We start from the raw sequence: 24,861 nt of genomic DNA, 5'->3' as shown, positions 1-24,861 counted from the left end.
TTATCGTGAACGAATGGGAACCTTTTCATACGGTCGTTTTTCGAATTCGGGCTACCCGATAATAATCTTCCCTTCCGCGTATCTGTAGAGCGGCTTTCCCGGTTTCGGCGCTATGGCGTACGATAATGTGAGGGCCCGAGCCTTCCTAGAAACATCATCAGAATGATGACAATTTTTCCGGCGAGCGTAAGCTGTGTCGTCAGACCCATCGTTAATCCGACCGTACCGAAAGCGGACGTCACTTCGAATAGAATCATAAGGAAATGATGGTCTTCCGTCGTAGCCAAAATCATCGTGGCAATCGTAACGAGCGCCAGCGCGAACAGCGTGACCGTCAGAGCTTTGTACACTCGTTCCTTGTTCAGCCTATAGCGGAACATGACGACGTCCTCTTTGCCCCGAATCATGGAGATGACCGCGCCGATCAGGGCGGCGAACGTCGTCGTCTTAATTCCGCCCCCGGTCGATCCGGGCGAAGCCCCAATAAACATGAGCAGAATTATGAAAAATTGGCTGGCCTGACGCAACGAGGCTATATCGACTGAATTGACCCCCGCCGTTCTCGGAGACACGGACTGGAACAAAGCCGCGAGCAGCTTTTCGCCGAATGGAAGAGGCCCCATCGTTCGCGCATTCGTGTATTCGAAAAAAAAGAGGACCAGCGTTCCGACCGTAATTAATGAGGCCGTCATCACAAGGACAACCTTGGAATGAAGCGACAGCCGCCGATTGAGGCGATATTCCGCCAGGTCCGCCAGCACGACAAACCCGATTCCTCCCAGCACGATCATCAGCATCGCCGTCAGATTAACCGCAGGATCGCCTACGTATTCGGTTAAGCTGCGAAAATCGCCCATAATATCGAAGCCCGCATTATTGAAGAAAGAGACGGAATGAAATATTCCAAAGTACAAAGCCTGTCCCGCGCTCATGTCCGACAAAAAACGAAGCGTGAACGCCGCTGCCCCGAAAGCTTCGATAGCGAACGTGTATATGACCACTTTGCGAACGAGCCGCACGATTCCTTCAATGCTGGATTGATTCAACGCCTCCTGCAAAACAAGCCGCTCGCTCAGCGATATACGCCGCTTGAGGAACAATGCGAACAGCGTCCCCATCGTCATGAAGCCGAGGCCGCCGATTTGGATAAGTGCCAAGACGATCCATTGACCGAATACCGAGTAGTACGTGCCCGTATCCACAACGACAAGCCCCGTCACGCAAGTTGCAGACGTCGCGGTGAACAGCGCATCGATAAAGGAGTGGATTGACCGGATGCTGCGGATATGGGAAGCATAAGCAAATAAGTGCCGATCAAAATAATGGCTGCGAAGCCGAGCACCAATATGCGCGGCGGCGATTTCGTAAGCCACCTGATGGATTTCCACATGCGCGTTCACCTCGTTTTTGCTGTAGCCCTCTGCATTATACCCGCATGTCCCGATGCATCACAATCACAGTTTTCTTTTGTTTATCGCCGAACCTATGCTAACCTTAGAAAGAGATTGTTCGTTGCTGTGATTTGATGCCGAGGAGAGATCGAAGTGCCGCGAAGCGGATGGCTGGATATGGACAAAAGGTGGCTGATAGTTGCCTCGATCGGACTTATCGTTTTTTTGATTACTCAAGTGTTCCCTATGTCCGGTGACTTGTTCGCCACGGAAAATCGCGCGACGCTTAGCCGCGATGAAGCCCGGACGAAGACGCTGGAAATCGCCGCCTCCAAATTCGGTCTCCAAGCGAATCAGATTGAGGATATTTCGTTGACGCATATATCGAACGGTCCGGCCTCCGGCTATTTTTCGAAGGAAGGCCTGATGGAGGAGTTCGATAAGAAGTGGGAAAAACGATACCCCATCGAGGTGTACCGTGCGGATATCCAAGTGGCGGAGACGGGCAAAAAGCTGGTTCTTCTGCTTCACATGGGCACCGGGGAGCTCGTCAGATGGAAAGACACAGGAACGCCGCCTTCCGCCGATTTCGGCAATGAGGAACCGGCGGCTACCGCCAAACACGCGGCCGCTTACGCGGAATTCTGGGGCGTCCCAGCGACGGATTGGGAATGGACCGGAAAGATCGATTCGGATGGAGGCGTTCCTTTCCAATCGCGCAAAGCCGCTCTGAGCGAAGCGACGCTAAAAATGACGGTGCATATGCCGTCCGATTATCGGTTGACCGATTCCTCGCTCCCTCCTTGGAGCGGAGGCTCGGTCTTGTACAAAATAGACGTGCCGGAATCGTTCGCTTCTTATATGAAGCAGCAAGAGAACATCGCCAATCGATTGTCTCTTTTCGCGTTCATCCTGCCTGAGCTTGCCATGTTCGTGTTAGCGATCGTGTACGCCGGAATTTGCGGCAGCCAAACGTCGTTCGTACGGGGGATCTTCTTGTCCGCGGTCTTTTTCGTCATCTATGTCGTTATTACGCTGAATATGATGCCTGCTCTGCGAGCTTCCGATCTGGCCGACGGCGGCACAAGCTCCGGCAACGTCATCCCCCTTGTGGTTACAACCATTGTCATCTACCTCGCCATGGCGGGAATGACCTATTTCTCCGCGGTCGGAGGAGACGGTCTGTGGAAATCGATGGGGATAAGCCTCTGGCCGCGTTGGCGCGAAGCCGGGTACGGCGCGGACGTCTTGCGCAGCATGCTGCAAGGGTACCCTCTCGCGGTGCTGCTGCTCGGCGCGCAGTCCCTCATTCTGCTCATATTGGAAAAAACGCTGAATGTGTTCGCTTCGAGCGATCCGTCGCAGTCGACCTACAATATGACCTTGCCATGGATTTTGCCTTTGCTCGCGTGGTGCGCGGGCATCTCGGAAGAAATCCAGAGCCGCTTTTTCGGAATCGCCTTGTTCCGCAAATGGTTCGTCGGGCTCGCGAGAGCGATCACTCGTCGCGAGCCGTCCAGTCGGACCGTCGCGCTGCTGACGACGGCTGCCATCCTTCCCCCGGGGCTCGTGTGGGCGCTCGGGCATGTCGGATACACGATTTATCCGTTCTATACCCGGGTCATCGAGCTGGTGCTGCTCAGCTTGCTGTTCGGTTGGTTCATGCTTCGCTTCGGACTCATGACCGTTATTTTCGCGCACGTTACGCTGGACTCGATATTAATGGGCGTCCAAATGATATTCGACGGACTGCCGGGCGATCTTTGGGCAGGCATGTTCAGCATCGTTATGCCGGCTTTAGTGGGCATTGCGATCTGGGCGCTTCATCGGACGTTCCGGCGGAGGAACGGATCGCCGCTTTCCACGGTATAGCGGAGGAATAGGCAAACACCCGCAAAAAGGAAGCCTCCATCTCCACTGGACAGTGGTTATGGAGGCTTATTTATTGCCCTCTGATTTTAATAAAAGGGTAGAAAGCTATAAATACGATAATTAGAGCCCAATAGCTCGGAATACCGGCTAATCCAAGATATAAACCGCACGGCAGCGATAAACAAAAACCGATAGATTTCAGCATATTATTCCGAAAAGGAATGGAGATTAAGACTAGAACGGCGGGTAAAATTAGCGCAACAAAAATAATAACGACCGTAGATCCATTCAGCGCTTTGGAAGTATAAGGGTTAGCAAAACAAAAAACCAAAGCAAGAATAATAGTTGCAACAGGAGGAAGCCGGTTAAGCAGCCGTTTCATTAAACCTCCCCATTCCTTCGGCATTATTCGGCAGAGCCGCCGTCACTGCCCGTCGTCCCGGAGCTTGCCCCCGCTTCTTCCTTTTCCCTCAATGCCTCCAAAATCCGCTGAGCCAGCGCCTCCCCGATCGATACCTCGCGAAAATCTTCGACGGAAGCTTCGCGTATCGCCTTCAGCGAGCCAAAATGCTTGAGCAGCTGCTTGCGCCGCTTCTCCCCGATGCCTGGGATCGCATCCAGCCGTGAAGCGATCATCGACTTCGCGCGCTTCTCGCGATGGAACGTAATAGCGAAGCGATGCACCTCGTCCTGGATTCGTTGCAGCAAGTAGAACTCCTGGCTGTCGCGCGGAAGCGGCACGACCTCGGGCGGATCTCCGACCAGCAGCTGGGCCGTCCGGTGCTTGGCATCCTTCGCCAAGCCGCACACCGGAACGTCGAGCCCCAGCTCGTTGACCAGAACGTCCAGAGCAGCAGCGATATGCCCTTTGCCGCCGTCGACCACGATAAGATCCGGAAGCGCCATCTCTTCCTTGAGAACCCTCTCGTACCGCCTTCGGACGACTTCCCTCATCGTGGAATAGTCGTCCGGCCCTTCGACACCGCGTACGTTGTACTTCCGGTATTCCTTCTTATCCGGCTTGCCGTCGGTAAACACGACCATTGCCGATACCGGGTTCGTCCCCTGAATGTTTGAGTTGTCGAACGCTTCGATTCGACTTGCGGACGGAATGCCGAGCCATTCGGCCAATCCGTGCGCCGCCTTCACGCTGCGCTCCTCGTCGCGTTCGATAAGACGGAACTTCTCCTGTAGAGCGACGCGCGCATTGTCGCAAGCCATAGCGACCAATTGCCGCTTCGAGCCGCGCTTCGGCACAGCTACCTTGATTTTCAGCCATTTTCGCAAGGAGTCTCCGATTTCGCCGCTCTCGCCCTCCTCCGCCGCTTCATCGGCGGTATCCTCCGAATCGAGCGGCGGCTGCGAAGCCTCCAAGCTCGTCGGAAAGCTCTCCTCCGCCGGCACCTGCTCGCGAAGCCCCGCCGGAGACTCGGCCCCGGACGACTCACCGCTGGCGGCCGCCTCTCCGCCCGTCTCCTCCGGAGGAACCGGAAGCAGCATCTCGCGGGGAAGAGCCGGATTGTCGCTGTAGTACTGCGTCACGAAGCTAAGAAAATCGTCATACGGCTCGCCGTAGTACGGAAAAACGGAAACGTGCCTTTGGATCATTTTGCCTTGGCGCATGTATAGAATTTGCACGCACATCCAGCCTTTGTCGACCGCATATCCGAATACGTCGCGATCCATCGCATCGGCCATCGTGATCGTCTGCTTTTCCATTAGCGCCGAAATAGCGGCAATCTGATCGCGGAATTCCCGCGCCCGCTCGAACTCGAGCCCTTCGGCCGCTTCTTCCATCTTACGCTGCAAATCCCGCTTGATCTCTCCGTGCCCGCCGTTCAAGAACCGGGCGATCTCGCCTGTCATCCGCTCGTACTCCGACGGCTCGACCGGATACTCGCACGGAGCCACGCATTGGCCGAGATGATAATAGAGGCACACCTTGTCCGGCAGCGTGCCGCATTTGCGAAGCGGATACAGGCGGTCGAGCAGCTTCTTCGTCTGTTGAGCGGCGAATGCGTTCGGATAGGGTCCGAAATACTTGGCCTTATCCTTAACGATTCTGCGCGTGACTTCCAGCTTCGGATGCGCTTCGTGCGTAATTTTCAAGTACGGGAACGACTTGTCGTCCTTGAGCAGCACGTTGTACCGGGGGTGATGCTCCTTGATCAGGTTGCACTCAAGAATGAGCGATTCCATATTGCTTGCGGTAACGATATATTCGAAGTCGCGTATTTCCGAGACCAGCTTCTGCGTCTTGCCGTCGTGACTGCCTCGAAAATAAGAGCGAACCCTGTTCTTGAGCACCTTCGCCTTGCCTACGTAAATGATCGTGCCATCGATGTTCTTCATCAGATAGCACCCTGGCTGATCGGGCAGCAGCGCCAGCTTGTTGCGTATATTGTCCATCGCCTTGTCTCTGTCTTGGAACGGAGCTGGCGGACTACCGTCCGAAATCGGCTGATCCGGCATCGGTAGGCACCTCCTTATCGAACATGTGATCTCCCCCCTATTTTAGCACAGCTTGCTCGGCCCCGCTTTACCCGTTAAGCGTTTTCGCAAACTTGTCACCAGAAGGATTCTTTACAACAAAATAAGAAGTTGGGTATACTAGAAGTAATGTCCGACTGTTCAGGAGGCTTCCTAATGTCTAACGCTCAGGATCCACGTCTACACATCAACGAAGAACCGCGCGACGATTTCAAGGATTTGATGTTCGGCTTCGGCGGCATGTTCGGCTTTATGTTTGTCGTGTTTGCAATCGCGGTCATCGTCAAATTCGCTATTCAGTAAGCAACCGAACGAAAAAGTCCGGCACCCGAAAGGGCGCCGGACTTTTTTCATAAACCGATTTTCCATTATCGACAGCGCTACTCCGCTTTCCGGGCAGGCTGCTTGCCTTCGACCGAGCCTTCGTAACGGAACCGTTCCGTCCGTTCGATCTGAACGATCCGTCCGTCGTGAACGACGATCTGCACCGTTCCGTATTTCAAGCCTTCGACAGCTTCCGTAATGCGCACAAGCCAATTCTCGTTTAATTCCACCGGTTTTGCCATAGTGATACTCCTCCTCCAAGTCGCGCCTCAGGCGCCATGATTCTGACTCATCCGGCTTTCCAACAAGCTCTTGATCACCAGCGTGATAACGGCCAACAGCATGAGTATCGATGCCACGGCAAAAGCGGCGGTAAACTGGTATTCGTTGTACAAAATTTCGATATGCAGCGGCAGCGTGTTGGTTTCTCCGCGGATATGGCCGGATACGACCGACACGGCACCGAATTCTCCCATGGCCCGGGCATTACATAAAATTAGCCCGTATAGCAACGCCCATTTGATATTCGGCAGCGTAACCCGGAAGAACATTCGCCATCCGCGCGCCCCGAGACTGACGGCCGCCTCTTCGTCCTGCACTCCTTGCGTCTCCATAAGCGGAATCAGCTCCCTGGCGACGAAGGGGAAGGTGACGAACATCGTGGCAAGAACGATGCCCGGAGTGGCGAAAATAATATTGATGTCGTGCTCCTGAAGCCAAGGTCCGAAGAAGCCTTGAGCGCCGAACAGCAGCACGTAGACGAGACCGCTGATGACGGGCGACACCGCGAACGGAAGGTCGATCAGCGTAATAAGAAGGTTTTTGCCGCGAAACTTGAATTTCGTAATCGCCCACGCGACCGCAACGCCGAATATGGAATTAAGCGGCACCGCGATTGCGGCTGTTACTAAGGTAAGCTTTAGAGCGGACAAAGCGTCTGGATCCTTCAAAGCCTCGACGTAGGCGCCCCAGCCTTTTTTTAACGATTCCACGATGACCGATGCCATCGGAAGCAAGATGACCAGCGCGACGAACAATAGCGCGATTCCGATCAGCAGCCATTTGACCGCACGGGACTCCGTCAGATGCCGGGGGGCCGACTTGTTCTCCAAGGCGCGGCCTGTCGTTACGATTCCTGCCATTGTCGTCCCCTCCTATGCCGATTTGAGACGGCGATTGCTCCACCGCTGCAAAATGTTGATAAGCAGAAGCAAGACGAAAGACATGATCAGCAGGACTAGCGCGATAGCCGTCGCTTGACTGTATTCATACTGCTCGAGCTTGGTGATGATGAGAAGCGGTGCGATTTCCGTCTTGAGCGGCATATTGCCGGAGATGAACACGACCGAGCCGTATTCCCCGATTCCTCTGGCGAAGGCCAGCGCGAAGCCGGTTAGCAGCGGAGGAATCAGATCCGGCAAAATGATCTTGCGGAACGTACGCCACCGATAAGCGCCTAGCGTAACGGACGCTTCTTCCATGTCCGACTCCAAATCCTGCAAAACGGGCTGAACGGTTCTGACGACGAACGGTACGCCGATGAAAATGAGCGCTACCGTAATGCCGAGCGGCGTGTAGGCCACTTTGATTCCGAGCGGTTCAAGCACGGAGCCTACCCAGCCGTTCGGACCGTAGATCGTCGTAAGCGCGATGCCTGCGACCGCCGTAGGCAGCGCGAACGGCAGGTCGACCAGACCGTCGATAATTTTTTTGCCGGGAAACTTGTAGCGAACGAGAACCCAAGCGAGCAGAAGGCCAAATACGAGATTGACTAATGCCGCAGCGAGCGAAGTCAGCAAGCTGACCCGGTATGACGCGACCACCCTGGCGTTCGTGATCGTATCCCAAAATTCCGATAAGGACAGTTCGGTCGTCTTAATGACCAGCGCCGCAAGCGGAATGAGCACGATCAAGCTTAAATAAGTTACCGAAAATCCAAGCGTGAGCCGAAATCCGGGCAGTACCCGGTCTTTCTTTCGCAGCGTTGCCATCTTCTAGCTCGAACCCCTCTCGTCGGCCCTTAGTTAGGATCCCGGCGTATAAATTTGATCGAACAGGCCGCCGTCGGCAAAATGTTTCTTCTGCGTATCGGCCCAGCCTCCGAAATCATTGTCGATAGTCAGCAGGTTAAGCTGCGGGAATTGATCCTTGTACTTGTCGGCGACCGATTGCAGACGCGGACGGTAGAAGTTTTTGGCCGCAATTTCTTGACCTTGCTCGGTATACAAGTATTTCAGGTACGCTTCCGCTACTTCGCGAGTGCCTTTCTTATCGACGACTTTGTCGACGACCGCGACCGGCGGCTCGGCAAGAATGCTGAGAGAAGGCGTCACGATCTCGAATTTGTCTCCGTATTCCTTGAGCGCAAGATACGCTTCGTTCTCCCAAGCGAGCAGCACGTCGCCGATTCCGCGTTCCACGAACGTCGTCGTCGATCCGCGAGCTCCGGAATCGAGAACAGGCACGTTCTTAAACAGCTTTTTCATGAAATCCTCGACCTGAGCTTGATCGTTGTTGAACTTCTTAGACGCATAGCCCCATGCCGCCAAGTAGTTCCAGCGCGCGCCGCCCGACGTTTTCGGGTTCGGGGTAATGACCGAAATTTTATCCTTAACGAGATCGTCCCAATCCTTGATTCCTTTCGGATTGCCCTTGCGGACGAGGAAAACGATCGTCGAAGTGTAAGGCGTGCTGTTCTGTTCGAAGGACTTCTGCCAGTCGGTCTTGAGCAGCCCCTTCTCGGCAATGGCATCGATATCGTAACCGAGCGCCAACGTAACGACATCGGCTTCCAAACCGTCGATAACCGCGCGTCCCTGTTTGCCGGAGCCGCCGTGCGACTGCTTGATCGTGACCGTGCCGCCGGTTTCTTGCTTCCAATATTCCGCGAAGCTCTTGTTGTACTCCTCGTACAGCTCACGGGTCGGATCGTAAGAAACGTTAAGCAATTCCACAGGATCCGGCGTTTTGGCCGGCGTGCTTGCGCTTGGGCTTGCAGACGGGCTTGCTTTCGGACTTTCGGAGGAAGACGGGTTAGCGTTGTTGTTGGATCCGCATGCGGCGAGGACCGTAATGAGCAGGACCGAAATAAGGACGTAATGGATTCGTTTGAACGATTTCATTAATGAAACACCCCTTGTTTGAATTGAAGACAAGGCAGAAAACTTCTTACGACTTACGGCTCCGGTTGTCCGGTCGTAAAAAGATTAATTATTCCTACCCGCTTTATTATTCCTACCTGTTTAGTAGGTAATGGGGTAATCATAGCAGGCGCCCTTTAGCTCTGTCAATAAATAACTATCAAAAATATTTATGTTTATTATTACAAGCGCTTAAGTCGAACGCCCAATTGGAAATTTATAACGCCATAAAATGACATCCTATGTTATGATTTAATTACTCACTTACATAAAAGGAGCCTAGCCCGCAGATGATTCGAGTAACCGGCGCAAGATTGGCGCAACTCCGCTACATCGGGATAACCGACGAGGACATGAGCTTCCTCAAGAGCAAGCATAACGAATTCGCAAAAATAACGAACGCGGTCGTCGACGAGCTCTACAACAAGATAACTCTTCAGCCCGAGCTCGTGAAGCTGATCGAGGAGCATTCCACTATCGATCGCCTCAAAGAAACGCAGCGCTGGTATTTTCAATCTATGACGGCGGGGCTAATCGATGACCAATTCATCGAGAAGCGGATTTTTATCGGAAAAGTTCATTCGCGAATCGGCTTGACGACCAATTGGTACCTCGGCACTTATATCCTGTATCTGGATATCGCTACCGCTCACTTCAAGCGGATCGCACCCGACGATTGGGCGAATATCGTTCATTCCTTGACGAAAATGTTCAACTTCGATTCGCAGCTTGTGCTCGAAGCGTACGAAAGCGACGAAAAAGCGAAGATTGAGCAGCTTGTCGATCAGCAGCAGGAAATTTTGCGCGGAATTAGCGCGGCCATTCAAGACTTGGTAGCTCTTATCGCGGATTTGAACCGCAGCAGCGAGGCGGTCGCCTCCACAGCGATCCAGACAGCGGAGTCGCAGGACAAATCCCATAACCACCTGATCGAGCTCAACAAGGAAATCAAGGACGTCCATCAGATCGGAACGTTCATGCGCGATATGTCGGATCAGACGCACTTGCTCAGCTTGAACGCCGCACTTGAAGCGGCGCGGGCCGGCGACGCGGGAAGAGGCTTCGAGGTCGTCGCGAACGAGGTACGCAAGCTTGCCGCAGGCTCGAAGGATTCCCTCAAGAATATTCAGCAAAAGCTGAAAAAGATTACCGACGTGCTCGCCCTCGTTCAGAACGAATCGGAGCAGACGTCCGTTTATTCGCGGGAACAAGCCGCCAGCTCCGAGGAGCTCGCTTCGTTCGTCCATATGATTCAGAATGTGACCGAACAGCTCGAAGTGCTGAAGCAATCGCACTGAGCGGCATCCGTGTCCGAAAGCAAACTACGAAAAACAGCCTGGAGGCGCCGATTACGAGCGCCTTCCAGGCTGTTTTTGTTGATGGCGCAGCTTGCCTCCGTTCAGCTTCCGCGTTGGTTGCGTCCCCGCACATGAACGACATCGACGAACGGACGAATCCGATCCATCAGCCGTTGGCCCTTATGCACTTCTTCGCCTTCCTTGTGCGTGAAGCTGAAGTGTCTCTCCAACGCGTCCAAATCGTGATTGGACGTGTAGAAGGTCGGCTTGCGGTTCATCCGGTAGTTCAGAATCGGGCCCAGAACGTGATCCCTTACCCACGGGCTCAAATTTTCCGCGCCAATATCGTCGAAGACGAGCAGATCGGTTTCCTTCATGAGAGAAATCGTCTCTTTGAGCTTTTGCGGCTCCAGCATGAGCGCCTTCGCGTCCTCCACGAATTCCGGCATGTAGACGATGACGCCGGAGTAGCCTTCCTTCGCCAGCTTGTGCAGCAAGTAGCCGGCCAAGTACGTTTTGCCCGTGCCGAAATTGCCCATCAGGAAGAGGCCGTTGTTCTGCAAGCCTTCGATGGTCGTCTTGTTGACGTAATCAAAAATCTGGTGCACCGCAATAAAGCGGTCGTCATCCAACGCGTCCATTTCCGTCTCGTCGAAATGCGCGCCGAACATCGCTTCATCGACGTAGAAGCTCGTAATCCGGCGGCGAAGCTGCCTCTGCTGCTCATCGGCCGTAAATTTGGCGCACGGCGTTTTGTGATCGATGATTTGCCAGCGGCCTCCAGCCTCGGCGCAAGTAATGGTCGTCGAATGTCCCTGCATATCGTTAGGGCATCGCTCCAGGCCGGGACATTCCCGGCAATTGCGATATTCCTTCGACATCTGGTACAGCCGGTTCAGGTTCAAATGCAGAACGTGCTCGTCCAAGCCCGGATAACGCTCGCGAAGCTTCACGACCAGCGGGTCCGCGAGCACTCTCGCGGCCGTTCGCTCTCCGTCGACCATCGACTGCATGACGGATAACCGGCGCATCGCCTCTCCCAACGATTCCATCTTCCGTCCCTCCTCCTCAGCCGTCTCCTTTTAGCTTGCGAGCCAGCTCTCTCATCTTCTCTCTTTCTTCCGCCGATACTTCCTGGGTCGGACCGCGATCCGCGACGACCGGCATATCCGGCTTGCGCCGAGTCGTTCGGCCTCTCGAAGAGCCTCCGGAGCTTCCCGCCGCTTGCCCGCTGCCTTCCGTTTCTCCGCGCTTCTTGCGCTCCAGGCTGGCATTGAGCTTATCTTGCTCGCGCACGTAAGCGACGGCCCGGCGGAACGTATCGATGCCTTTGGCCAGCATGTTCGAAGCGACGGAATCGATGAACGCTCCCGTCAGCCTTTGGGCATGCTTCATTCCAAGTACATAATGAATAAGAACGTTAATGACCGGCTCGGGCAGCTTATAATTCAAATCGATCTTCTCGAATATTCGAATGAACGAATCCGGCACGGACCCTGGGAAGTACTTCTCCAGCATTCGCGTATACGGCTCGCGCCTCAGCATCTCATTGTACCTATCCTGCGACACCTCGGCGAGGAACCGCTCGGGCACATTCAGCAAGTACGAAGGATCCAGCGGGTCCGCGGGCTCGTCGCGAGCGGCGTCCGACCGTCCTTCCCCCCTCGCCATGAATCGTTCCCGTTCCTCGTCGCGTTTGCGATCCTGGCGGTAGACAAGGTTGGCGCGGCGATTCATCTCGTCCCATTGCAGCGTTCCATCGTTGTGGAATAAACCGTCTTCGTCCAGCAACCGGCACACTTCCGGAACGTCGAGATCGAATTTATAGGCCAAATAATTGATTTGTCCCATCGATTCCGGCGATAAATGAAGCCTCTCCACGTGTACCCTGTTCGCCGAGCCGCGCGGAAAACGAAGCAGAATGTCGCTTTGACGGATTTTCTCCGGCTTCGCGCTGGAAATCGTTCGTTCCCGGGTCGGCGCGCTTTCCGCGAGAGCCTGCTCCAGCTCGCGGTCGACCGTCCCGCCGCCAATCTGGAACAGCTCGTAAAATGGCACGGTCACTTCTTCCCTGTTAACGAACCGGGCGAGTCCGGCAGGCGCATCCTCCATCAGCTCGCCCCGCAGCTCCATAACCGCCGGTTTGCCTATCTTATCTCTTAAAAGCAGCGTCAAATGCATACTGGCAAAAAACTCGCCGATCGACAGCGGCCGATTCAGCGCGTATTCGTATAACGTTTCTTCGCTGACCGGATCGTGATGGCGATACGCTTGCATCAAGCCGACAGCCTCAAGCTTGGAGGCATTGTCAATCAACGCCTTCCGGCCGCTCGGATTCATCTCCAGATCAAGACCGAGAAACAGCTTTCTCTGGGAATCCGGCGCGGCGTAGCCGGTGCGATCGTCGCCCATCTGATGATAGAGCAGCAAGTAAAGGCCGATCGCAAAAGCCCCGACCATCGGCTGATAGAGTCGGGTGAGCACGGCGCGGTCCAATCCGCTCAACGCGAAATCGCGATAAACCGTGTATCGATGGTTTTCGGTGAACTCGAGAATATTCGACACCCGCATAGCGATTCCGACACTCTTTTCCGTAGAAGGTCTCTCTATTGTAGCATGCCTCTATCGAATTCTGTACTTCTAGATAACGGAACTCTCTTCGCTCCAAAAAGAAAAACCGGCGATGCGAACATCAGCCGGCCGGATGGGTCTCGGGTTGGGGCGTATGGCCGCGAAATACCCAAGCCCGGTACCCCGCGTAATTGACGACAAGCCCGAAGACGAACGAGACGATTTTGGCGAAGATGGAGCCGAATCCCCAATGCTCAAGCAGAAGCAGCACCGCCGTTGCAACTCCGAACGACAGGCCGTTGACGACGATGAATCGAACCATCTCGCCGACCGTCTGCTTGCGCTTGACCCCGAAGGTCCAACGGCGGTTCCAGAAATAGCTGTTCAGCAGGCCCGCCGTGTAAGAGAGCACCTGCGCCCACAACGAAGTCATTCCCGCCGCATACACGAGCGATACGAAAACCGCGAAATCCACGCCGGAGTTCATTCCGCCTACGAGCGCATACTTGACCAGCTTCCGACTTTCTTCCGAGCGAAGCCGCATAACGTCCCTCCGATCGATGAGGTTTAGAACATTTTGTAGCCGCCGAGACGGAGCTTCCGAATGGCCCAGCCGCTCACGTATGCCCCGCCGACGATCGCCAGCATCGGGGGCAGGAAGACGGCGATGAACGAGCCGGCCGTCGTATCCGGATCCCAAAAATGCCAGGCTCCAAGCGGCAGCACGACGATGACGAACGCCCAAAGCGGAAACCACGTCGTCTTGACGAGCATATTCAATATGAAGCCGATGCCGAAAGCGAACACGAAAAACAACAGTGCACCGACGATTTCCTGCAATATTTCCAACACAGCGCATGTCCTCCCAGACGAGTATTCCCTTCTGATTTTACAGGAACGAAATCGGGTGAGTCAACGAACAGCATTGTGAACAAAGCCGCACAATCTCATCCAACCGTTTGCCCCTGTCCGTTCGCGTAAGCTACAATGGTTACAGCGATAATTGGACAAGAGGAGAGATGCGCAAGTGAGTGAAGCTGCTCAAACGCTGGAAGGCTGGTACGTCTTGCACGATTTCCGCGAAATCGACTGGACGGCCTGGAACGATGCGACCCCTGAAGCAAGGAACGAAGCGCTGGCCGGCTTGAATTCCTTCGTCGCCAAGTGCGAAGAGGTCGAGGCAAGCAAGGAAGGAAGCTTGGCCCTATATTCAATCGTCGGCCAAAAAGCCGATTTCGTCTTTATGCATTTGCGCGAGACGCTTGAGGAGCTGAACGAACTGGAAACAGCCTTCAACAAATCCGCCTTCGCCCGCTTCACCCGCAAGACGTATTCGTACGTTAGCGTCGTGGAGCTGAGCAATTACATGGGCCAGCCCGGCGTGGATCCGATGCAGGTTCCGGAAATCGCGGCGCGGCTCAAGCCGATTCTGCCGAAATCGAACCATATTTGCTTCTACCCGATGAACAAGAAACGCGATTTGTCGGACAACTGGTACATGCTTCCGATGGAAGACCGCAAGACGATGATGCGAAGCCATGGAATGATCGGCCGCGGATATGCGGGCAAAGTGAAGCAGATCATCTCCGGTTCGGTCGGCTTCGACGACTGGGAATGGGGCGTCACGTTGTTCGCGGACGACGCTCTGCAGTTCAAAAAGCTCGTGTACGAAATGCGCTTCGACGAAGTGAGCGCCCGTTTCGGAGAATTCGGCCCGTTCTACGTCGGCAACCGGAAATCCCGGGAATCGCTGAACGATTGGCTTCTGTCCTAAAGAAAAGGCAAACTTCGGCATCGCAGCAGAATTACTTTACAGCAAAAAAACCGGCGTTCCCCCTAATTGGCGGGACGCCGGTTTTCGTTATTCGTCATCGTTGTCCAACGTTTCGCGCATCTGCCGTTCCCACTCCGCGCGCCGCTGCTGCTCCAGAAATTCCTCGGTCATCCGGTCGCGCTCCCGGCCTTTTTCCTTAAGCCGCTCGATTCCCGGTACGATTAGCAGGTCTACCTCCGCTTGCACGACAGCCGACAAATCGTAACGGGCTTGCGACTCCAGGTAAGAGCCCACTTCCATCAGCGCGTTGTATCGGTCAAGCTCATCTCGCGTGAGCAAGCCCCGCACCTGCACGCTGCAGTGTCTCATTACAGGAACTTGCCTTTGCGAAGAACGAGCGGAATACCGCCGATGATGAACAGGTAACGCAGGTCAATCGCTTTTTTCAACCAGGCTGCTACGCGGCCTTTATATTTTTTGCCGAATGCGATACCGATCGCTTCGCCTTTGCCGAGGGAAGCTACCGTCCCTTTGTTGCTGTAGGCGAAGCCTTTCAGCGGCTGGTTGCGAATCGACGCCACCAGATTGTGCGCGCAGTTGACGCCGGCTTGCATGGCGATTTGCGCGGTCGGCGGGTAAGGACGTCCTTCCGGATTGAATACTAAAGAGTTGTCGCCGAGAATATAAATGTTCTCATGACCCGGCGCGCGCATGAACTCGTCCACTTTGACGCGTCCGCGCATCGTTTCGAAGCCGGCTTCCTCGATCAAGCGGTTACCGCGAATACCGCCGGTCCAAATAACCGTCTGCGAACGAATTTCTTCGCCGTCGCCGACGATAACGCCGTCGGGCGTGCACTCTTTGATCGCGGTGCCGATGCGGAACGTGACGCCTTTCTTGCGCAATACTTCCATCGCGTATTCGACGAGCTCCGGATCGAAGCCCGGAAGCGCGGTCGGAGCCGCTTCGATGTTATAGATTTTCACGAGCGAAGGATCGACGTCGAACTGCTTGCACAGCTCGGGAATGCGATCCGACAGCTCGCCGATGAATTCGATGCCGGTGAACCCTGCTCCGCCAACGACGAACGTCAAATAATCCGTACGGTGCGGCTCGCGTTTGAAGCGGGCGAATTGATACTCGATATGCTCGCGGATAAGGCGAACGGAGTTGATGCTGCGGATGTTCATGGCGTTCTCTAGAAGTCCCGGAATGCCGAACGTTTCCGGCTCTCCGCCGAGACCGATAACGAGATAGTCGTAAGAAAGCGTGCCGTCTTCCAGAATAACTTTGCGGTCTTGCGGACGAATTTGGACGACCGTCGATTTAACGAAGTCGATTTTGAATTCGTCGATCAGCTTGGAAATGTTGACGCGCGCGTTCTCCGGGTTGTCCGTGCCCGCCGCTGGCATGTGCAGGTGCGTCGTAATATAATGGTAGTCGTGCTTGTTAACCAACGTAACGTCGGCTTCGTTATAGTTCAATTCCTTCTGCAGCCGAAGCGAAGTTAGTACGCCGCCGTATCCTGCTCCCAGAATGACGATCTTTGGTATGCTGCTCATCGGTGATCCCATCCAATCTAAATATTTGTGTGTTTTTATTTGTGAAAAATTACACAATGTCCGCCGCCATTTTGCGCGCTCAGAACTATACATCCAGAATAATAATAGCTTTCACAATAATTTTCAAGGCTCATTTTCACGAATTTGTTTGTACATCTCCACAAAAACTTCAAACATGGCTATAATGAGGACAGTTTCGATCCCGTTTGCGATTATTTTGGAGGTGTACGAGTTGAGCAGCAATACCGAATTGGTTGACGTTGTCATCATCGGGGGCGGCCCTGCCGGCATGTTCGCGGCCTTCTACGGCGGCATGCGCCAAATGTCCGTCACACTCATCGAAAGCATGCCGCAATTAGGCGGTCAACTCGCGGCGCTATACCCGGAAAAGCACATTTACGATGTAGCCGGCTTCCCGAAAGTCACCGCCCAGGAACTCGTCGATAACGTCAAACGCCAGATGGACCTTTTTAAGCCGAACGTCTGCCTGGAAGAGAAAGTGCTTCAGGTTACGAAAAACGATGAACGTCTCTTTGAAATTGTCACCGATAAAGGCATTCACCATTCACGTTCCGTAATCGTCACCGGAGGAGTCGGAGCTTTCGAGCCCAGACGTCTCGAGCTGCCGGAAGCGTCCAGGTATGAGAAAAGCAATCTTCACTATTTCATAAGCGATCTCGAAAAATTCCGCGGTCAAAAAGTAGTCGTAAGCGGTGGCGGAGATTCGGCCGTCGACTGGGCTCTCATGCTGGAGCCGATCGCCGAGAGCGTCACGCTCGTTCATCGCCGCGATAAATTCCGGGCTCACGAGCACAGCGTCGAGCTTCTTATGAATTCTTCAGTAACTATTGCAACACCGAAGGAAATCAGCGCTCTGCACGGGGAAAGCGCCATCGAGCGGGTCACGCTGACGGATGTGAAATCGGGAGAGACGTTCGACCTGGACGTCGACGCAGTTATCGTCAACTTCGGCTTTGTCAGCTCGCTGGGGCCGATCGCGGATTGGGGAATGGCCATCGAGAACGGTTCCATCCTCGTCGATTCGCGCATGGAGACGAATATTGCCGGAATGTTCGCCGCCGGCGACATTACGACCTATCCGGGCAAGCTGAAGCTCATCGCGGTCGGCTTCGGGGAAGCTCCGACAGCCATTAACAATGCGAAAGTGTATATCGACCCGAACGCGAAGCTGTCTCCCGGGCACAGCAGCAATCTGAAATTATAAGGAACAAATAAAAGGGCATCCTACTTCGGAGCAGCCGGATCGTTACCGTCCGGACCGAAGGAGGATGCCTTCTTTGTTATGCCCTGTCTGCAATGGACTCTGCCTCCTAGTCGCGCCTTGTCCTCAATGCGGTTCCGCTGCCGAAGACGAAGGTCGTCGGGAAGATTGGAGCGGGCCCTACTCGCCCTATGAACCCTCTTCCCTTTCCGCTGCCGGTATGACTGCCGAGCCTGAATGGACCGCCGCTTGCCAGCATACCGCCAGCTGCGGCCGCTGCCGAACTCTGTTCAACGTCGCCGTCAACGAGTGGCATCTCTAAACGACCTGTTCTTCCGGCAACGGCAGCTTCCGGCGCCTGATTTCCATACGCAGCATTTGAACGAAATCCCAATCCAAGCTAAGGCGAACCGCGTGGCGATAAGCATCGAGCAATAATTCATCGGAAAGTAAAGGCAACATGACCCACATCCTTTCCCAAATCATGGAGGTTGTTCGTGAAGGCATCATAGCACGCTCCAGACTTTGGGGACAAGGTTCGCGATAATCCACAGAGGGATGTGGATAATATGTGGGCAATCTGTTGAAAGATGCCGAAATCCCGCACTGGACGCGGTCTAATATGTGGATGAAGTTATGCACAGTCCTTCTTGGACAACAGTGAATAAAAAACTTTCATGATCCTTCTTGAGTTGATTAAAGGTTTTAATAGAAATAAATGTCAAATGCCGTAGATTACTGCGGTCGAGTATTGACTTCCAGCATCCAAACGTGTCCTCTGCGGTCGATTCCGTAATCGAAGCCGAGCTGTCCGATTCCCGGGAAGCGGCTCTCCAGAAGGGAAGTCGAGATTTTCGTCAGATTCCGCATTTCTTGCTTCTTTCTTCCAACCGCTCTCTGGGATAAAGACCGGCGAATTCCTTGAGCGGCGGTCACCATCGTGCCGCCCCGGCACAAATTGGTGACGAACAATCCCCTTCTCGCAATTCTTCCGACCATGGAGCGATAAGCCCACGTCCCGCCAGCTTTGACGTATTTTACCCGGTAATCGATCGGTCTGCCCGACACGGTAGCCAAATGAATGCCTTTTTGGATCAAATACGGACGCCCTCTGCGAGTCGCGTCAACGGCCCTTATTAGTCCACTCAAGCTTCCAAAGCTGCGAGTTTGGGATTTATGCTTCAGCGAATAGCGCCCGCCTCCGGCAGTCACCTTCATCAGCCCGTGGCCTCCCGCTCCGCGCACAGGCTTAAGCACGACCATTCCGTGTATGGCGACCATTCGGCGAAGATTCTCCCTGTTGAACAATCTGGAAGGGGGAATGTGCCTCGCCACGTAAGGATTCGCAAGCAACGCGTTCGTCTTTATCCATTTGCTGGCCAGTTGGCGGCCGAGCGATCCATTCATCGATCCGTGCTCCCTTCTCACATTCCTGAGGTATACTTATACATACTCGGGCGAACGGACAGGTTCTTGGATGGATGCCGGATGTCATGAGCCCTAATTGAACATAAGAAAAAACCGCTCAGCCCGAAGGCTGGCGGTTGTTCATCGTCGATTATACAGGACGGCACGCAGAGCGCCCTACTCTTTCCAGCCTGCTACACGCACTTCCGCCTGGATAATAAATTTGCACGATTCCGACGTTCGCAACGTTCGAATCGTCGCGCTGACGTCGTTAGTGTTGACGTCTTGAAAATAGCCGTCCGCATTCAACACGACAGTCTTCACAACGTCATCGAAGTAGTTAATCGGACTGCGGTAGGAAAGCTTCTTCGTATAAATCGTCGGGTTAACTTTGAATTTGTCTCTCAGCCTGAACGTATTTCCGTCGACACTGACCATCCAATGCTCGTATTTCGGCCCGATTACGTCGAATTCCAATTGCTGCGTCCGCCCGTTGGCGGTGACGTACTGCCAGTAGTTTTCAAGCCACGACTCTTCGACGTCGAACAACAGCTTTGCCTTCTGCGAAGGCGGAGGAGCCGCGTTCGCGCTCACTACCGGAACGGACAACCCCAAACATAACAATACCAACAATAAGATCCTGCCCATTTTCCCCATCGAAACCCTCCTGGATAATTGTTCAAGCTTAATCACAATCATACTGAAAATGATATGCGGGCACATGGGGAATGAATACCATATATTGGACGATCAAAAAGACAAAATTTGCGTAAAAAAAACCTTCCGGGCCGTCGATCGCAATCATCGGCTTGGAAGGTTCGCTATTTTTTGGGTCTATGTCCTTAGCTCAGCAAGGCTCGGCAGCCGGATTTCCGGCTTCGGTGGCGGTTCTAAAGCTGGAGCCGCAGCCGCAAGTCGCGCTGGCGTTCGGGTTGTTGATCGTGAAGCCTCCGCCCATGGCGGAATCCTTCCAGTCGATCTCGACGCCGCGCAAATATTTGGAGCTCTCCGCGTCCACGACAACCTTCAAGCCGCGAATTTCGAGCACTTGATCGTCCTCGTGCTGCTCGTCGTCGAAGCCCATTCCGTATGAAAACCCGCTGCAGCCGCCTTCTTTGACGCCGATGCGCAAGAACAGATTCGGAATTTCCTGCTCCGTTAGCATTTCCTGTATTTTATCCCCTGCGGATTCGCTAATGTTGACCATATTCGTTCGCCTCCTGCACTCGGGCTAACTGTCGCCCGTTTGCTTACAGTATACTCCTGTAGGGCAAACACCTCAAGAGACGTTCGCAGGATACAGACAGAAGACGGACTCTTCTTATGCTCCGGCTTCTTCGTCTTTCCATTCCTTCGGAAGTCCGGCCTGCTGGGAGATGGCTTTCAATTCGATTCGGCAGCGAAAGTTGCCCGATTCGTTCTGCAGGAAATCCGCCAGTCTCCGAAAAACTTGGGCCAGCTCCGCTCCGGAGGAATCCGTATCGAGCGTGTAACGGAATTGATCCGCCGACAGCCCCCTTGTTCTTGCGCGGTCGAATTCTCTCTTCTCCGTCTCTTGCAGCCTCTTCCATTCTTTAGAAGGCTCGAATTTATCCGCTTTTCGCACAAGCTGTTCATAGATGTTTTGTTTTTTCAGCCACATGTAATATTGGATCGGATTCGATAATCCCCATGCTTGGCTTAAATCCTTGATCGTATGCGACGCCCGATATTGCTGCAGCGTCTGGATTTTTACTGATTCTTCCAACTGTTCCAATTCATTGAGAGGCAAAATTTCCGGTTTCACTTCATAACACATCCTTTTCAATATCATTTTTGTGTTTCTTATTAACATAGCCATAATTTGTTTATATTTCAAGTTGATTCCCTTTTCTTCTTGTAAATATACCTTTCATTCCCATATTCGTTTTTCTGTTGCCGGAGGACAGACGTAGGATTATAATGTTTACAGTTGCACGACCGGAATTGCACGGGCAAAGCGGGTATTATAAGTTCTTTTTTTCACAATATGCGGAAGCTGCTTGCAGGACTTGCCTCTCGCCGCTTCGAATTGGAATGGAGGCGTTACAAGGATGACGCTCGTTACGTCGAATACCGAACGCCGCATGGCGGATATCGCGGACAAAGTGCGGAACGGAGAACGTTTATCGTTTGAAGATGGAGTATTTCTGTACCGTTCCGACGATTTGCTTACGATCGGACAATTGGCCAACGAGGTCAATTTGCGCAAGAACGGCAAAAAGGTCTATTTTATCGAAAATATGAGCCTTTATTTCACCAATGTATGCGAAGCGCATTGCGCGTTTTGCAACTTCCGCAAAAATCCGGAAGACGAAGGCGCGTACACTCTCTCGCCGGAAGAAATGATTGCCTATGTCGATCAGCATATCCATCCGGGCGTGCGCGAGTTCCATATCGTAGGAGGACATAACGTTAACGTCCCCTTCGACTATTATGTGGAATCGATCCGCGCCTTGAAAATCAAATATCCGCAAGTGACGATCAAAGCGTATACCGCTGCGGAAATCGATTTCTTTTCACGAATTTCAGGCCTTGGTTACGCCGAAGTATTGAAAACGTTAATAGACGCCGGGCTCGAAACTCTTACGGGAGGCGGAGCGGAAATATTGTCCGACGAATACCGCAAAAAAATGCGCGTCGACAAAGCGTCGCTGGATCAATACTTGGAGGTTCACCGCACCGCTCACCGACTCGGATTGCGGACTCATACGACGATGCTGTACGGCTCCGTTGAGTCCATCGAGCAACGCGTCCAGCATATGATCCACATTCGCGAACTGCAGGACGAGACGAATGGCTTTCAGGTGTTCATTCCTCTTTCGATGCAGCCGATCAGTCCGAAAGCGAGCATTCGACGACGCAATTCGGCGTATGACGATCTGAAGGCTATCGCCATCAGCCGTCTTATGCTCGACAACGTTCAACATATCAAAGCGTATTTTATCAACATCGGAACGCAATTGACGCAAATCGCGCTGACGATGGGAGCATCGGACGCGCACGGAACGATCGTTCGCGAACGAATCAGCCATGCGGCGGGCGCTCTGACTCCCGCAGGCATTACTCGCGAGGATTTGATCTGGTTGATCAAAGGCGCAGGCCGAATTCCAGTGGAACGCGATACGTTCTATAACGAGGTTCAAACGTTCGAATGAAGCCAAGCTCGAGGTATGACCCCGTCGGGTAGACGGGGTCTATTGTGTGCCATACTATGCTGTACGCAGCGTTATTCAAAGGAGACATGTTTGTGAGCAATGTCGTTGTTTTGGGCGGGGGCTATGGAGGCTTCAGAGTCATCGATCAATTGATCGAGCTGAACTTGCCGAAAGATGCCAACCTGTTTCTCGTCGATCGCTTGCCTTTTCAGGGAATGAAGACGGAATATTACGCGTTGGCCGCAGGAACGGTGTCCGAGCTGGATATCCGCTCCGCTTTTCCGTTACACCCGCAGCTTCAGACGGTTTTTGGCGAAATTACAGAAATCGATTTCGACACTCGGGCGGTTCATATTACCGGACACGATCCATTGTCATTCGATATTCTGGTTATCGCGCTAGGCTGTACCGACAACTACCACGGCATCCAAGGGGCCTTCGAGCATTCCTGCAGCGTCCAGACGCTCTCGTCTACGCGACGCACCTACCAGCAATTGAACAATACGAATCCGTACGGTCAAATTACGATTGTCGGAGGCGGATTAAGCGGCGTCGAGATCGCCGCCGAGCTGCGCGAAAGCCGTCCGGACTTGAACATTCGCATACTTGACCGGGGCAACTGCGTCATGTCCGCTTTTCCCGAGAAGCTTCAAGGCTTCGTCTCCTCGTGGTTCCGCGAGCATGACGTGGAGATGCGCTCGCATATCTCGATCACATCGCTCGAACAAGGCGTTATTCATAATAGCGACGAAGAAATTCTGTCCGATGTTACGGTATGGACGGCGGGCATTCAGCCAATCGAGATCGTTCAACGGATGGAGCTTCCGAAGGACAAGCAGGGCCGGTTGATCGTGAACGAATGGCATGAGCTTCCCGACCATCCGAACGTTTACGTCATCGGCGATTGCTCCAGCCAGCCGTTCTCCCCGAGCGGACAGCTTGCCGAAGCGCAAGGCAAGCAGGTCGCCCAAGTTATTAACGCCCGTTGGCACGGGAAAGATGTAAAGCTCGGCCGAATCAAGCTTCGCGGAGTGCTCGGCTCTCTCGGCAAAAAAGCCGGCTTCGGCCTGATGGGCAAAACGCCCTTGCTGGGACGCGTACCTCGCATGCTGAAAACCGGCGTATTGTGGAAGAGCAAAAATCATTTTGGATAACAAGAAGTTTCGGACTACGGCGCTTATGTGCAGGGGAATGCTATAAATCGTCCAACAGCTTGTCGAGCGCGGTTCGCTCCTCCTCTTGCTGGCCGATGGCTTCCCGAATGGCATCATACAGCTTATCTGCCGTCTCTGCCACGACGGATTCACCGTTCACGAGAGCATAAGGCGACAAGTAGCATTCTCCGCAATTGCCGAGACAGCCGTATTCGATGACTTCGACATCCGGATCGTTCTCCAGGCGATGCATCACCCGATCCGTTCCGTGATGCATATTGCCGACGCAAAACTCCACGATGTTCATCATTTGTTTTCCTTTCCGTCTCAATGCCAATTGAACGTCCGTTTGAAATCATCCGTTTTTGTACTATAATGAAAGTTGAAAGGAGCTGATGGACATGAGCGATAACGTACAAAGCACAACGCAGTACGATGAAGTGCTCGACGTGCTCGACAAATTGCGTCCGTTCCTGCAACGGGACGGCGGCGACGTCGAACTGGTAGAAGTTGAGGACGGCATCGTCAAACTCCGTCTGATGGGCGCATGCGGCAGCTGCCCAAGCTCGACGATCACGCTCAAAGCGGGCATCGAGCGCGCTTTGCTCGAAGAAGTCGAAGGCATTCAAGAAGTCGTTCAGGTGTTCTGATTTTTATTCTTCAGCAATGAAGCTCGAAAGGTCCTGTCCCAGCGGCAGGGCCTTTTACCTTTTGAGCGTCGTCCGGATCGGGTCCAGACCGCCGGAGACATCGATCGTATTGCCGGTAATAAAGTCCGACTCCGGCAAGCATAGGAACGAGATGACGCGAGCCACATCCTGCCCCGTTCCGGGACGGCCGCGCGGAGATTCATCGTCGTGTATTCCGGAGGCGTCAGCGATCCCCTTCTCCTTGTAGGCTCCGCGAATGTCGCCGGGACAAATCATATTGACGGTAATCCCGCTCCCCGCCTCCTCTACGGCCAACGTCTTCGTGAAGGAGACGAGACCGACTTTGGCTGCCGCATACACGGCTCTGTGCGGCCAGGACCTGGCTTCATGCGCATGCCCAAACCCAAAATGAATAATTCGGCCCAGCCCCGGCTGCGCATTCCGGGTATAACGCGATGGTCGAGGAGCATCGTGCCGACGAGGTTGCCGTTCATCATATAATGAATTTCATCCGTGGAATAATCTCCGAACAAACGTCTCTCCCTAATGAACGGTCCCGCATTGTTAATTAGAATGTCCACTCCGCCCAACTGGTCTTCCACTTCCGTCACGAGCTGGTTCACTTCCTGGGCAACGGAAATATCGGCTTTAACGGCAATAGCCCGCTGGCCCATCTCCCTGATTCGTTCTGCGAGCTGTTCGGCTTCCGTACGGCTCGAGACATAGCTGATCGCGACATCGTGGCCGATTTCGGCAAGCTCTAGAGCCGTCCTTCGGCCGAGACCTTTGGCGCTTCCGGTAATAAGTGCGATTTTGCGGGCAGTCGTCAC

At 53.8% G+C, this 24,861-nt stretch carries 26 protein-coding genes and 2 pseudogenes; 8 read left to right on the top strand and 20 right to left on the bottom strand.

Going from position 1 to position 24,861, the window contains the following annotated elements:
- Nucleotides 1-51: 51 nt before the first annotated feature.
- A pseudogene (locus D3H35_RS19380) lies at nt 52-1,390 on the bottom strand (TrkH family potassium uptake protein).
- Between the two features lie 154 nt (nt 1,391-1,544).
- Here D3H35_RS19380 and D3H35_RS19375 point away from each other — a divergent pair.
- Nucleotides 1,545-3,263 (top strand): CPBP family glutamic-type intramembrane protease, encoded by a 1,719-nt coding sequence (locus D3H35_RS19375; protein ID WP_119150827.1) that lies wholly within the window; start codon nt 1,545-1,547, stop codon nt 3,261-3,263.
- A 70-nt stretch (nt 3,264-3,333) separates the two neighbouring features.
- On the opposite strand, the gene D3H35_RS19370 is transcribed toward D3H35_RS19375, so the two are convergent.
- On the bottom strand, nt 3,334-3,669 hold the full coding sequence (locus D3H35_RS19370; RefSeq protein ID WP_147355895.1) for a hypothetical protein: 336 nt from the start codon (nt 3,667-3,669) through the stop codon (nt 3,334-3,336).
- Nucleotides 3,669-5,735, bottom strand: a complete 2,067-nt coding sequence (uvrC, locus tag D3H35_RS19365) for an excinuclease ABC subunit UvrC (protein WP_119150825.1) — start codon at nt 5,733-5,735, stop codon at nt 3,669-3,671. The genes D3H35_RS19370 and uvrC overlap by 1 nt, the downstream gene beginning before the upstream one ends.
- A gap of 174 nt (nt 5,736-5,909) precedes the next feature.
- On the opposite strand from uvrC, the gene D3H35_RS19360 reads away from it, so the two are divergent.
- Complete coding sequence (locus D3H35_RS19360; protein ID WP_119150824.1) at nt 5,910-6,056, top strand: YqzM family protein; 147 nt, start codon at nt 5,910-5,912, stop codon at nt 6,054-6,056.
- A 77-nt stretch (nt 6,057-6,133) separates the two neighbouring features.
- Here the strand turns inward: D3H35_RS19360 and D3H35_RS19355 are convergent, their stop codons facing one another.
- The 4 genes from D3H35_RS19355 to D3H35_RS19340 are packed head-to-tail and all read right to left on the bottom strand — an operon-like array spanning nt 6,134 to nt 9,199.
- Nucleotides 6,134-6,319, bottom strand: a complete 186-nt coding sequence (locus D3H35_RS19355; RefSeq protein WP_119150823.1) for a YezD family protein — start codon at nt 6,317-6,319, stop codon at nt 6,134-6,136.
- A 27-nt stretch (nt 6,320-6,346) separates the two neighbouring features.
- A complete protein-coding gene (gene cysW / locus D3H35_RS19350) occupies nt 6,347-7,219 on the bottom strand; it encodes a sulfate ABC transporter permease subunit CysW (RefSeq protein WP_119150822.1) in 873 nt (290 codons plus the stop codon).
- Between the two features lie 12 nt (nt 7,220-7,231).
- Nucleotides 7,232-8,068: a sulfate ABC transporter permease subunit CysT gene (cysT, locus tag D3H35_RS19345; protein ID WP_119150821.1), complete on the bottom strand. Its 837-nt coding sequence runs from the start codon at nt 8,066-8,068 to the stop codon at nt 7,232-7,234.
- 33 nt (nt 8,069-8,101) lie between these two features.
- The gene (locus tag D3H35_RS19340) at nt 8,102-9,199 is read right to left on the bottom strand and encodes a sulfate ABC transporter substrate-binding protein (RefSeq protein WP_119150820.1); all 1,098 of its coding nucleotides are present in this window, start codon (nt 9,197-9,199) and stop codon (nt 8,102-8,104) included.
- A 308-nt stretch (nt 9,200-9,507) separates the two neighbouring features.
- Between D3H35_RS19340 and D3H35_RS19335 the strand changes: the two genes are divergently transcribed.
- The gene (locus tag D3H35_RS19335; protein WP_119150819.1) at nt 9,508-10,515 is read left to right on the top strand and encodes a globin-coupled sensor protein; all 1,008 of its coding nucleotides are present in this window, start codon (nt 9,508-9,510) and stop codon (nt 10,513-10,515) included.
- 101 nt (nt 10,516-10,616) lie between these two features.
- Here the strand turns inward: D3H35_RS19335 and D3H35_RS19330 are convergent, their stop codons facing one another.
- The 4 genes from D3H35_RS19330 to D3H35_RS19315 form a co-directional block, all read right to left on the bottom strand.
- Nucleotides 10,617-11,567 carry an ATP-binding protein gene (locus D3H35_RS19330; protein WP_119150818.1) on the bottom strand — a complete coding sequence of 317 codons (951 nt, stop codon included), beginning with the start codon at nt 11,565-11,567 and terminating at the stop codon, nt 10,617-10,619.
- A gap of 16 nt (nt 11,568-11,583) precedes the next feature.
- Complete coding sequence (locus D3H35_RS19325; RefSeq protein WP_119150817.1) at nt 11,584-13,086, bottom strand: DnaD domain protein; 1,503 nt, start codon at nt 13,084-13,086, stop codon at nt 11,584-11,586.
- Nucleotides 13,087-13,207: 121 nt separating this feature from the next.
- A complete protein-coding gene (locus tag D3H35_RS19320; protein WP_119150816.1) occupies nt 13,208-13,630 on the bottom strand; it encodes a GtrA family protein in 423 nt (140 codons plus the stop codon).
- A 23-nt stretch (nt 13,631-13,653) separates the two neighbouring features.
- On the bottom strand, nt 13,654-13,929 hold the full coding sequence (locus D3H35_RS19315) for a YuiB family protein (protein WP_119151232.1): 276 nt from the start codon (nt 13,927-13,929) through the stop codon (nt 13,654-13,656).
- Between the two features lie 184 nt (nt 13,930-14,113).
- Here D3H35_RS19315 and hemQ point away from each other — a divergent pair, with 184 nt between their 5' ends.
- Nucleotides 14,114-14,860, top strand: a complete 747-nt coding sequence (gene hemQ, locus D3H35_RS19310) for a hydrogen peroxide-dependent heme synthase (RefSeq protein ID WP_119150815.1) — start codon at nt 14,114-14,116, stop codon at nt 14,858-14,860.
- Nucleotides 14,861-14,947: 87 nt separating this feature from the next.
- Here hemQ and D3H35_RS19305 read toward each other — a convergent pair whose 3' ends face one another.
- Entirely contained in the window at nt 14,948-15,229 is a 282-nt protein-coding gene (locus tag D3H35_RS19305) for a hypothetical protein (RefSeq protein ID WP_119150814.1), read from the bottom strand.
- Complete coding sequence (locus tag D3H35_RS19300; RefSeq protein ID WP_119150813.1) at nt 15,229-16,422, bottom strand: NAD(P)/FAD-dependent oxidoreductase; 1,194 nt, start codon at nt 16,420-16,422, stop codon at nt 15,229-15,231. The genes D3H35_RS19305 and D3H35_RS19300 overlap by 1 nt, the downstream gene beginning before the upstream one ends.
- A 232-nt stretch (nt 16,423-16,654) precedes the next feature.
- Here D3H35_RS19300 and D3H35_RS19295 point away from each other — a divergent pair, with 232 nt between their 5' ends.
- Complete coding sequence (locus tag D3H35_RS19295; RefSeq protein WP_233568006.1) at nt 16,655-17,647, top strand: NAD(P)/FAD-dependent oxidoreductase; 993 nt, start codon at nt 16,655-16,657, stop codon at nt 17,645-17,647.
- A 315-nt stretch (nt 17,648-17,962) separates the two neighbouring features.
- On the opposite strand, the gene sda is transcribed toward D3H35_RS19295, so the two are convergent.
- From sda to D3H35_RS19265, 5 genes are all read right to left on the bottom strand, one after another.
- Nucleotides 17,963-18,106 (bottom strand): sporulation histidine kinase inhibitor Sda, encoded by a 144-nt coding sequence (gene sda / locus D3H35_RS19285; protein ID WP_119150810.1) that lies wholly within the window; start codon nt 18,104-18,106, stop codon nt 17,963-17,965.
- A 273-nt stretch (nt 18,107-18,379) separates the two neighbouring features.
- A complete protein-coding gene (locus D3H35_RS19280) occupies nt 18,380-19,051 on the bottom strand; it encodes a YheC/YheD family protein (protein ID WP_119150809.1) in 672 nt (223 codons plus the stop codon).
- A gap of 177 nt (nt 19,052-19,228) precedes the next feature.
- Nucleotides 19,229-19,708: a hypothetical protein gene (locus D3H35_RS19275; RefSeq protein ID WP_119150808.1), complete on the bottom strand. Its 480-nt coding sequence runs from the start codon at nt 19,706-19,708 to the stop codon at nt 19,229-19,231.
- A gap of 190 nt (nt 19,709-19,898) precedes the next feature.
- Complete coding sequence (erpA, locus tag D3H35_RS19270) at nt 19,899-20,258, bottom strand: iron-sulfur cluster insertion protein ErpA (protein WP_119150807.1); 360 nt, start codon at nt 20,256-20,258, stop codon at nt 19,899-19,901.
- Nucleotides 20,259-20,372: 114 nt separating this feature from the next.
- On the bottom strand, nt 20,373-20,837 hold the full coding sequence (locus D3H35_RS19265) for a hypothetical protein (RefSeq protein ID WP_119150806.1): 465 nt from the start codon (nt 20,835-20,837) through the stop codon (nt 20,373-20,375).
- Nucleotides 20,838-21,123: 286 nt separating this feature from the next.
- Between D3H35_RS19265 and mqnE the strand changes: the two genes are divergently transcribed.
- Entirely contained in the window at nt 21,124-22,227 is a 1,104-nt protein-coding gene (mqnE, locus tag D3H35_RS19260) for an aminofutalosine synthase MqnE (protein WP_119150805.1), read from the top strand.
- Between the two features lie 92 nt (nt 22,228-22,319).
- Nucleotides 22,320-23,381: an NAD(P)/FAD-dependent oxidoreductase gene (locus tag D3H35_RS19255; RefSeq protein ID WP_119150804.1), complete on the top strand. Its 1,062-nt coding sequence runs from the start codon at nt 22,320-22,322 to the stop codon at nt 23,379-23,381.
- A 40-nt stretch (nt 23,382-23,421) separates the two neighbouring features.
- Here the strand turns inward: D3H35_RS19255 and D3H35_RS19250 are convergent, their stop codons facing one another.
- Nucleotides 23,422-23,691: a YuzB family protein gene (locus D3H35_RS19250; RefSeq protein WP_119150803.1), complete on the bottom strand. Its 270-nt coding sequence runs from the start codon at nt 23,689-23,691 to the stop codon at nt 23,422-23,424.
- A 91-nt stretch (nt 23,692-23,782) separates the two neighbouring features.
- On the opposite strand from D3H35_RS19250, the gene D3H35_RS19245 reads away from it, so the two are divergent.
- Complete coding sequence (locus tag D3H35_RS19245) at nt 23,783-24,031, top strand: NifU family protein (protein ID WP_119150802.1); 249 nt, start codon at nt 23,783-23,785, stop codon at nt 24,029-24,031.
- Between the two features lie 54 nt (nt 24,032-24,085).
- On the opposite strand, the pseudogene D3H35_RS19240 reads toward D3H35_RS19245, so the two are convergent.
- Nucleotides 24,086-24,861: pseudogene (locus D3H35_RS19240) on the bottom strand (SDR family oxidoreductase).

It is taken from the genome of Cohnella faecalis, from assembly GCF_003570905.1.
Lineage (GTDB): Bacteria > Bacillota > Bacilli > Paenibacillales > Paenibacillaceae > Cohnella > Cohnella faecalis.
The sequence above is the reverse complement of the archived record's forward strand: the minus strand, read 5'-3'. Positions and strand labels throughout refer to the sequence as shown.

Bases quoted from the DNA above. Each gene is read 5' to 3' on its own strand.
- D3H35_RS19370 (WP_147355895.1), bottom strand. From the start codon at position 3,669: ATGCCGAAGGAATGGGGAGGTTTAATGAAACGGCTGCTTAACCGGCTT.
- uvrC (WP_119150825.1), bottom strand. From the start codon at position 5,735: ATGCCGGATCAGCCGATTTCGGACGGTAGTCCGCCAGCTCCGTTCCAA.
- D3H35_RS19360 (WP_119150824.1), top strand. From the start codon at position 5,910: ATGTCTAACGCTCAGGATCCACGTCTACACATCAACGAAGAACCGCGC.
- D3H35_RS19355 (WP_119150823.1), bottom strand. From the start codon at position 6,319: ATGGCAAAACCGGTGGAATTAAACGAGAATTGGCTTGTGCGCATTACG.
- cysW (WP_119150822.1), bottom strand. From the start codon at position 7,219: ATGGCAGGAATCGTAACGACAGGCCGCGCCTTGGAGAACAAGTCGGCC.
- cysT (WP_119150821.1), bottom strand. From the start codon at position 8,068: ATGGCAACGCTGCGAAAGAAAGACCGGGTACTGCCCGGATTTCGGCTC.
- D3H35_RS19340 (WP_119150820.1), bottom strand. From the start codon at position 9,199: ATGAAATCGTTCAAACGAATCCATTACGTCCTTATTTCGGTCCTGCTC.
- D3H35_RS19335 (WP_119150819.1), top strand. From the start codon at position 9,508: ATGATTCGAGTAACCGGCGCAAGATTGGCGCAACTCCGCTACATCGGG.
- D3H35_RS19330 (WP_119150818.1), bottom strand. From the start codon at position 11,567: ATGGAATCGTTGGGAGAGGCGATGCGCCGGTTATCCGTCATGCAGTCG.
- D3H35_RS19325 (WP_119150817.1), bottom strand. From the start codon at position 13,086: ATGCGGGTGTCGAATATTCTCGAGTTCACCGAAAACCATCGATACACG.
- D3H35_RS19320 (WP_119150816.1), bottom strand. From the start codon at position 13,630: ATGCGGCTTCGCTCGGAAGAAAGTCGGAAGCTGGTCAAGTATGCGCTC.
- D3H35_RS19305 (WP_119150814.1), bottom strand. From the start codon at position 15,229: ATGAGACACTGCAGCGTGCAGGTGCGGGGCTTGCTCACGCGAGATGAG.
- D3H35_RS19300 (WP_119150813.1), bottom strand. From the start codon at position 16,422: ATGAGCAGCATACCAAAGATCGTCATTCTGGGAGCAGGATACGGCGGC.
- sda (WP_119150810.1), bottom strand. From the start codon at position 18,106: ATGTTGCCTTTACTTTCCGATGAATTATTGCTCGATGCTTATCGCCAC.
- D3H35_RS19280 (WP_119150809.1), bottom strand. From the start codon at position 19,051: ATGAATGGATCGCTCGGCCGCCAACTGGCCAGCAAATGGATAAAGACG.
- D3H35_RS19275 (WP_119150808.1), bottom strand. From the start codon at position 19,708: ATGGGGAAAATGGGCAGGATCTTATTGTTGGTATTGTTATGTTTGGGG.
- erpA (WP_119150807.1), bottom strand. From the start codon at position 20,258: ATGGTCAACATTAGCGAATCCGCAGGGGATAAAATACAGGAAATGCTA.
- mqnE (WP_119150805.1), top strand. From the start codon at position 21,124: ATGACGCTCGTTACGTCGAATACCGAACGCCGCATGGCGGATATCGCG.
- D3H35_RS19250 (WP_119150803.1), bottom strand. From the start codon at position 23,691: ATGATGAACATCGTGGAGTTTTGCGTCGGCAATATGCATCACGGAACG.
- D3H35_RS19245 (WP_119150802.1), top strand. From the start codon at position 23,783: ATGAGCGATAACGTACAAAGCACAACGCAGTACGATGAAGTGCTCGAC.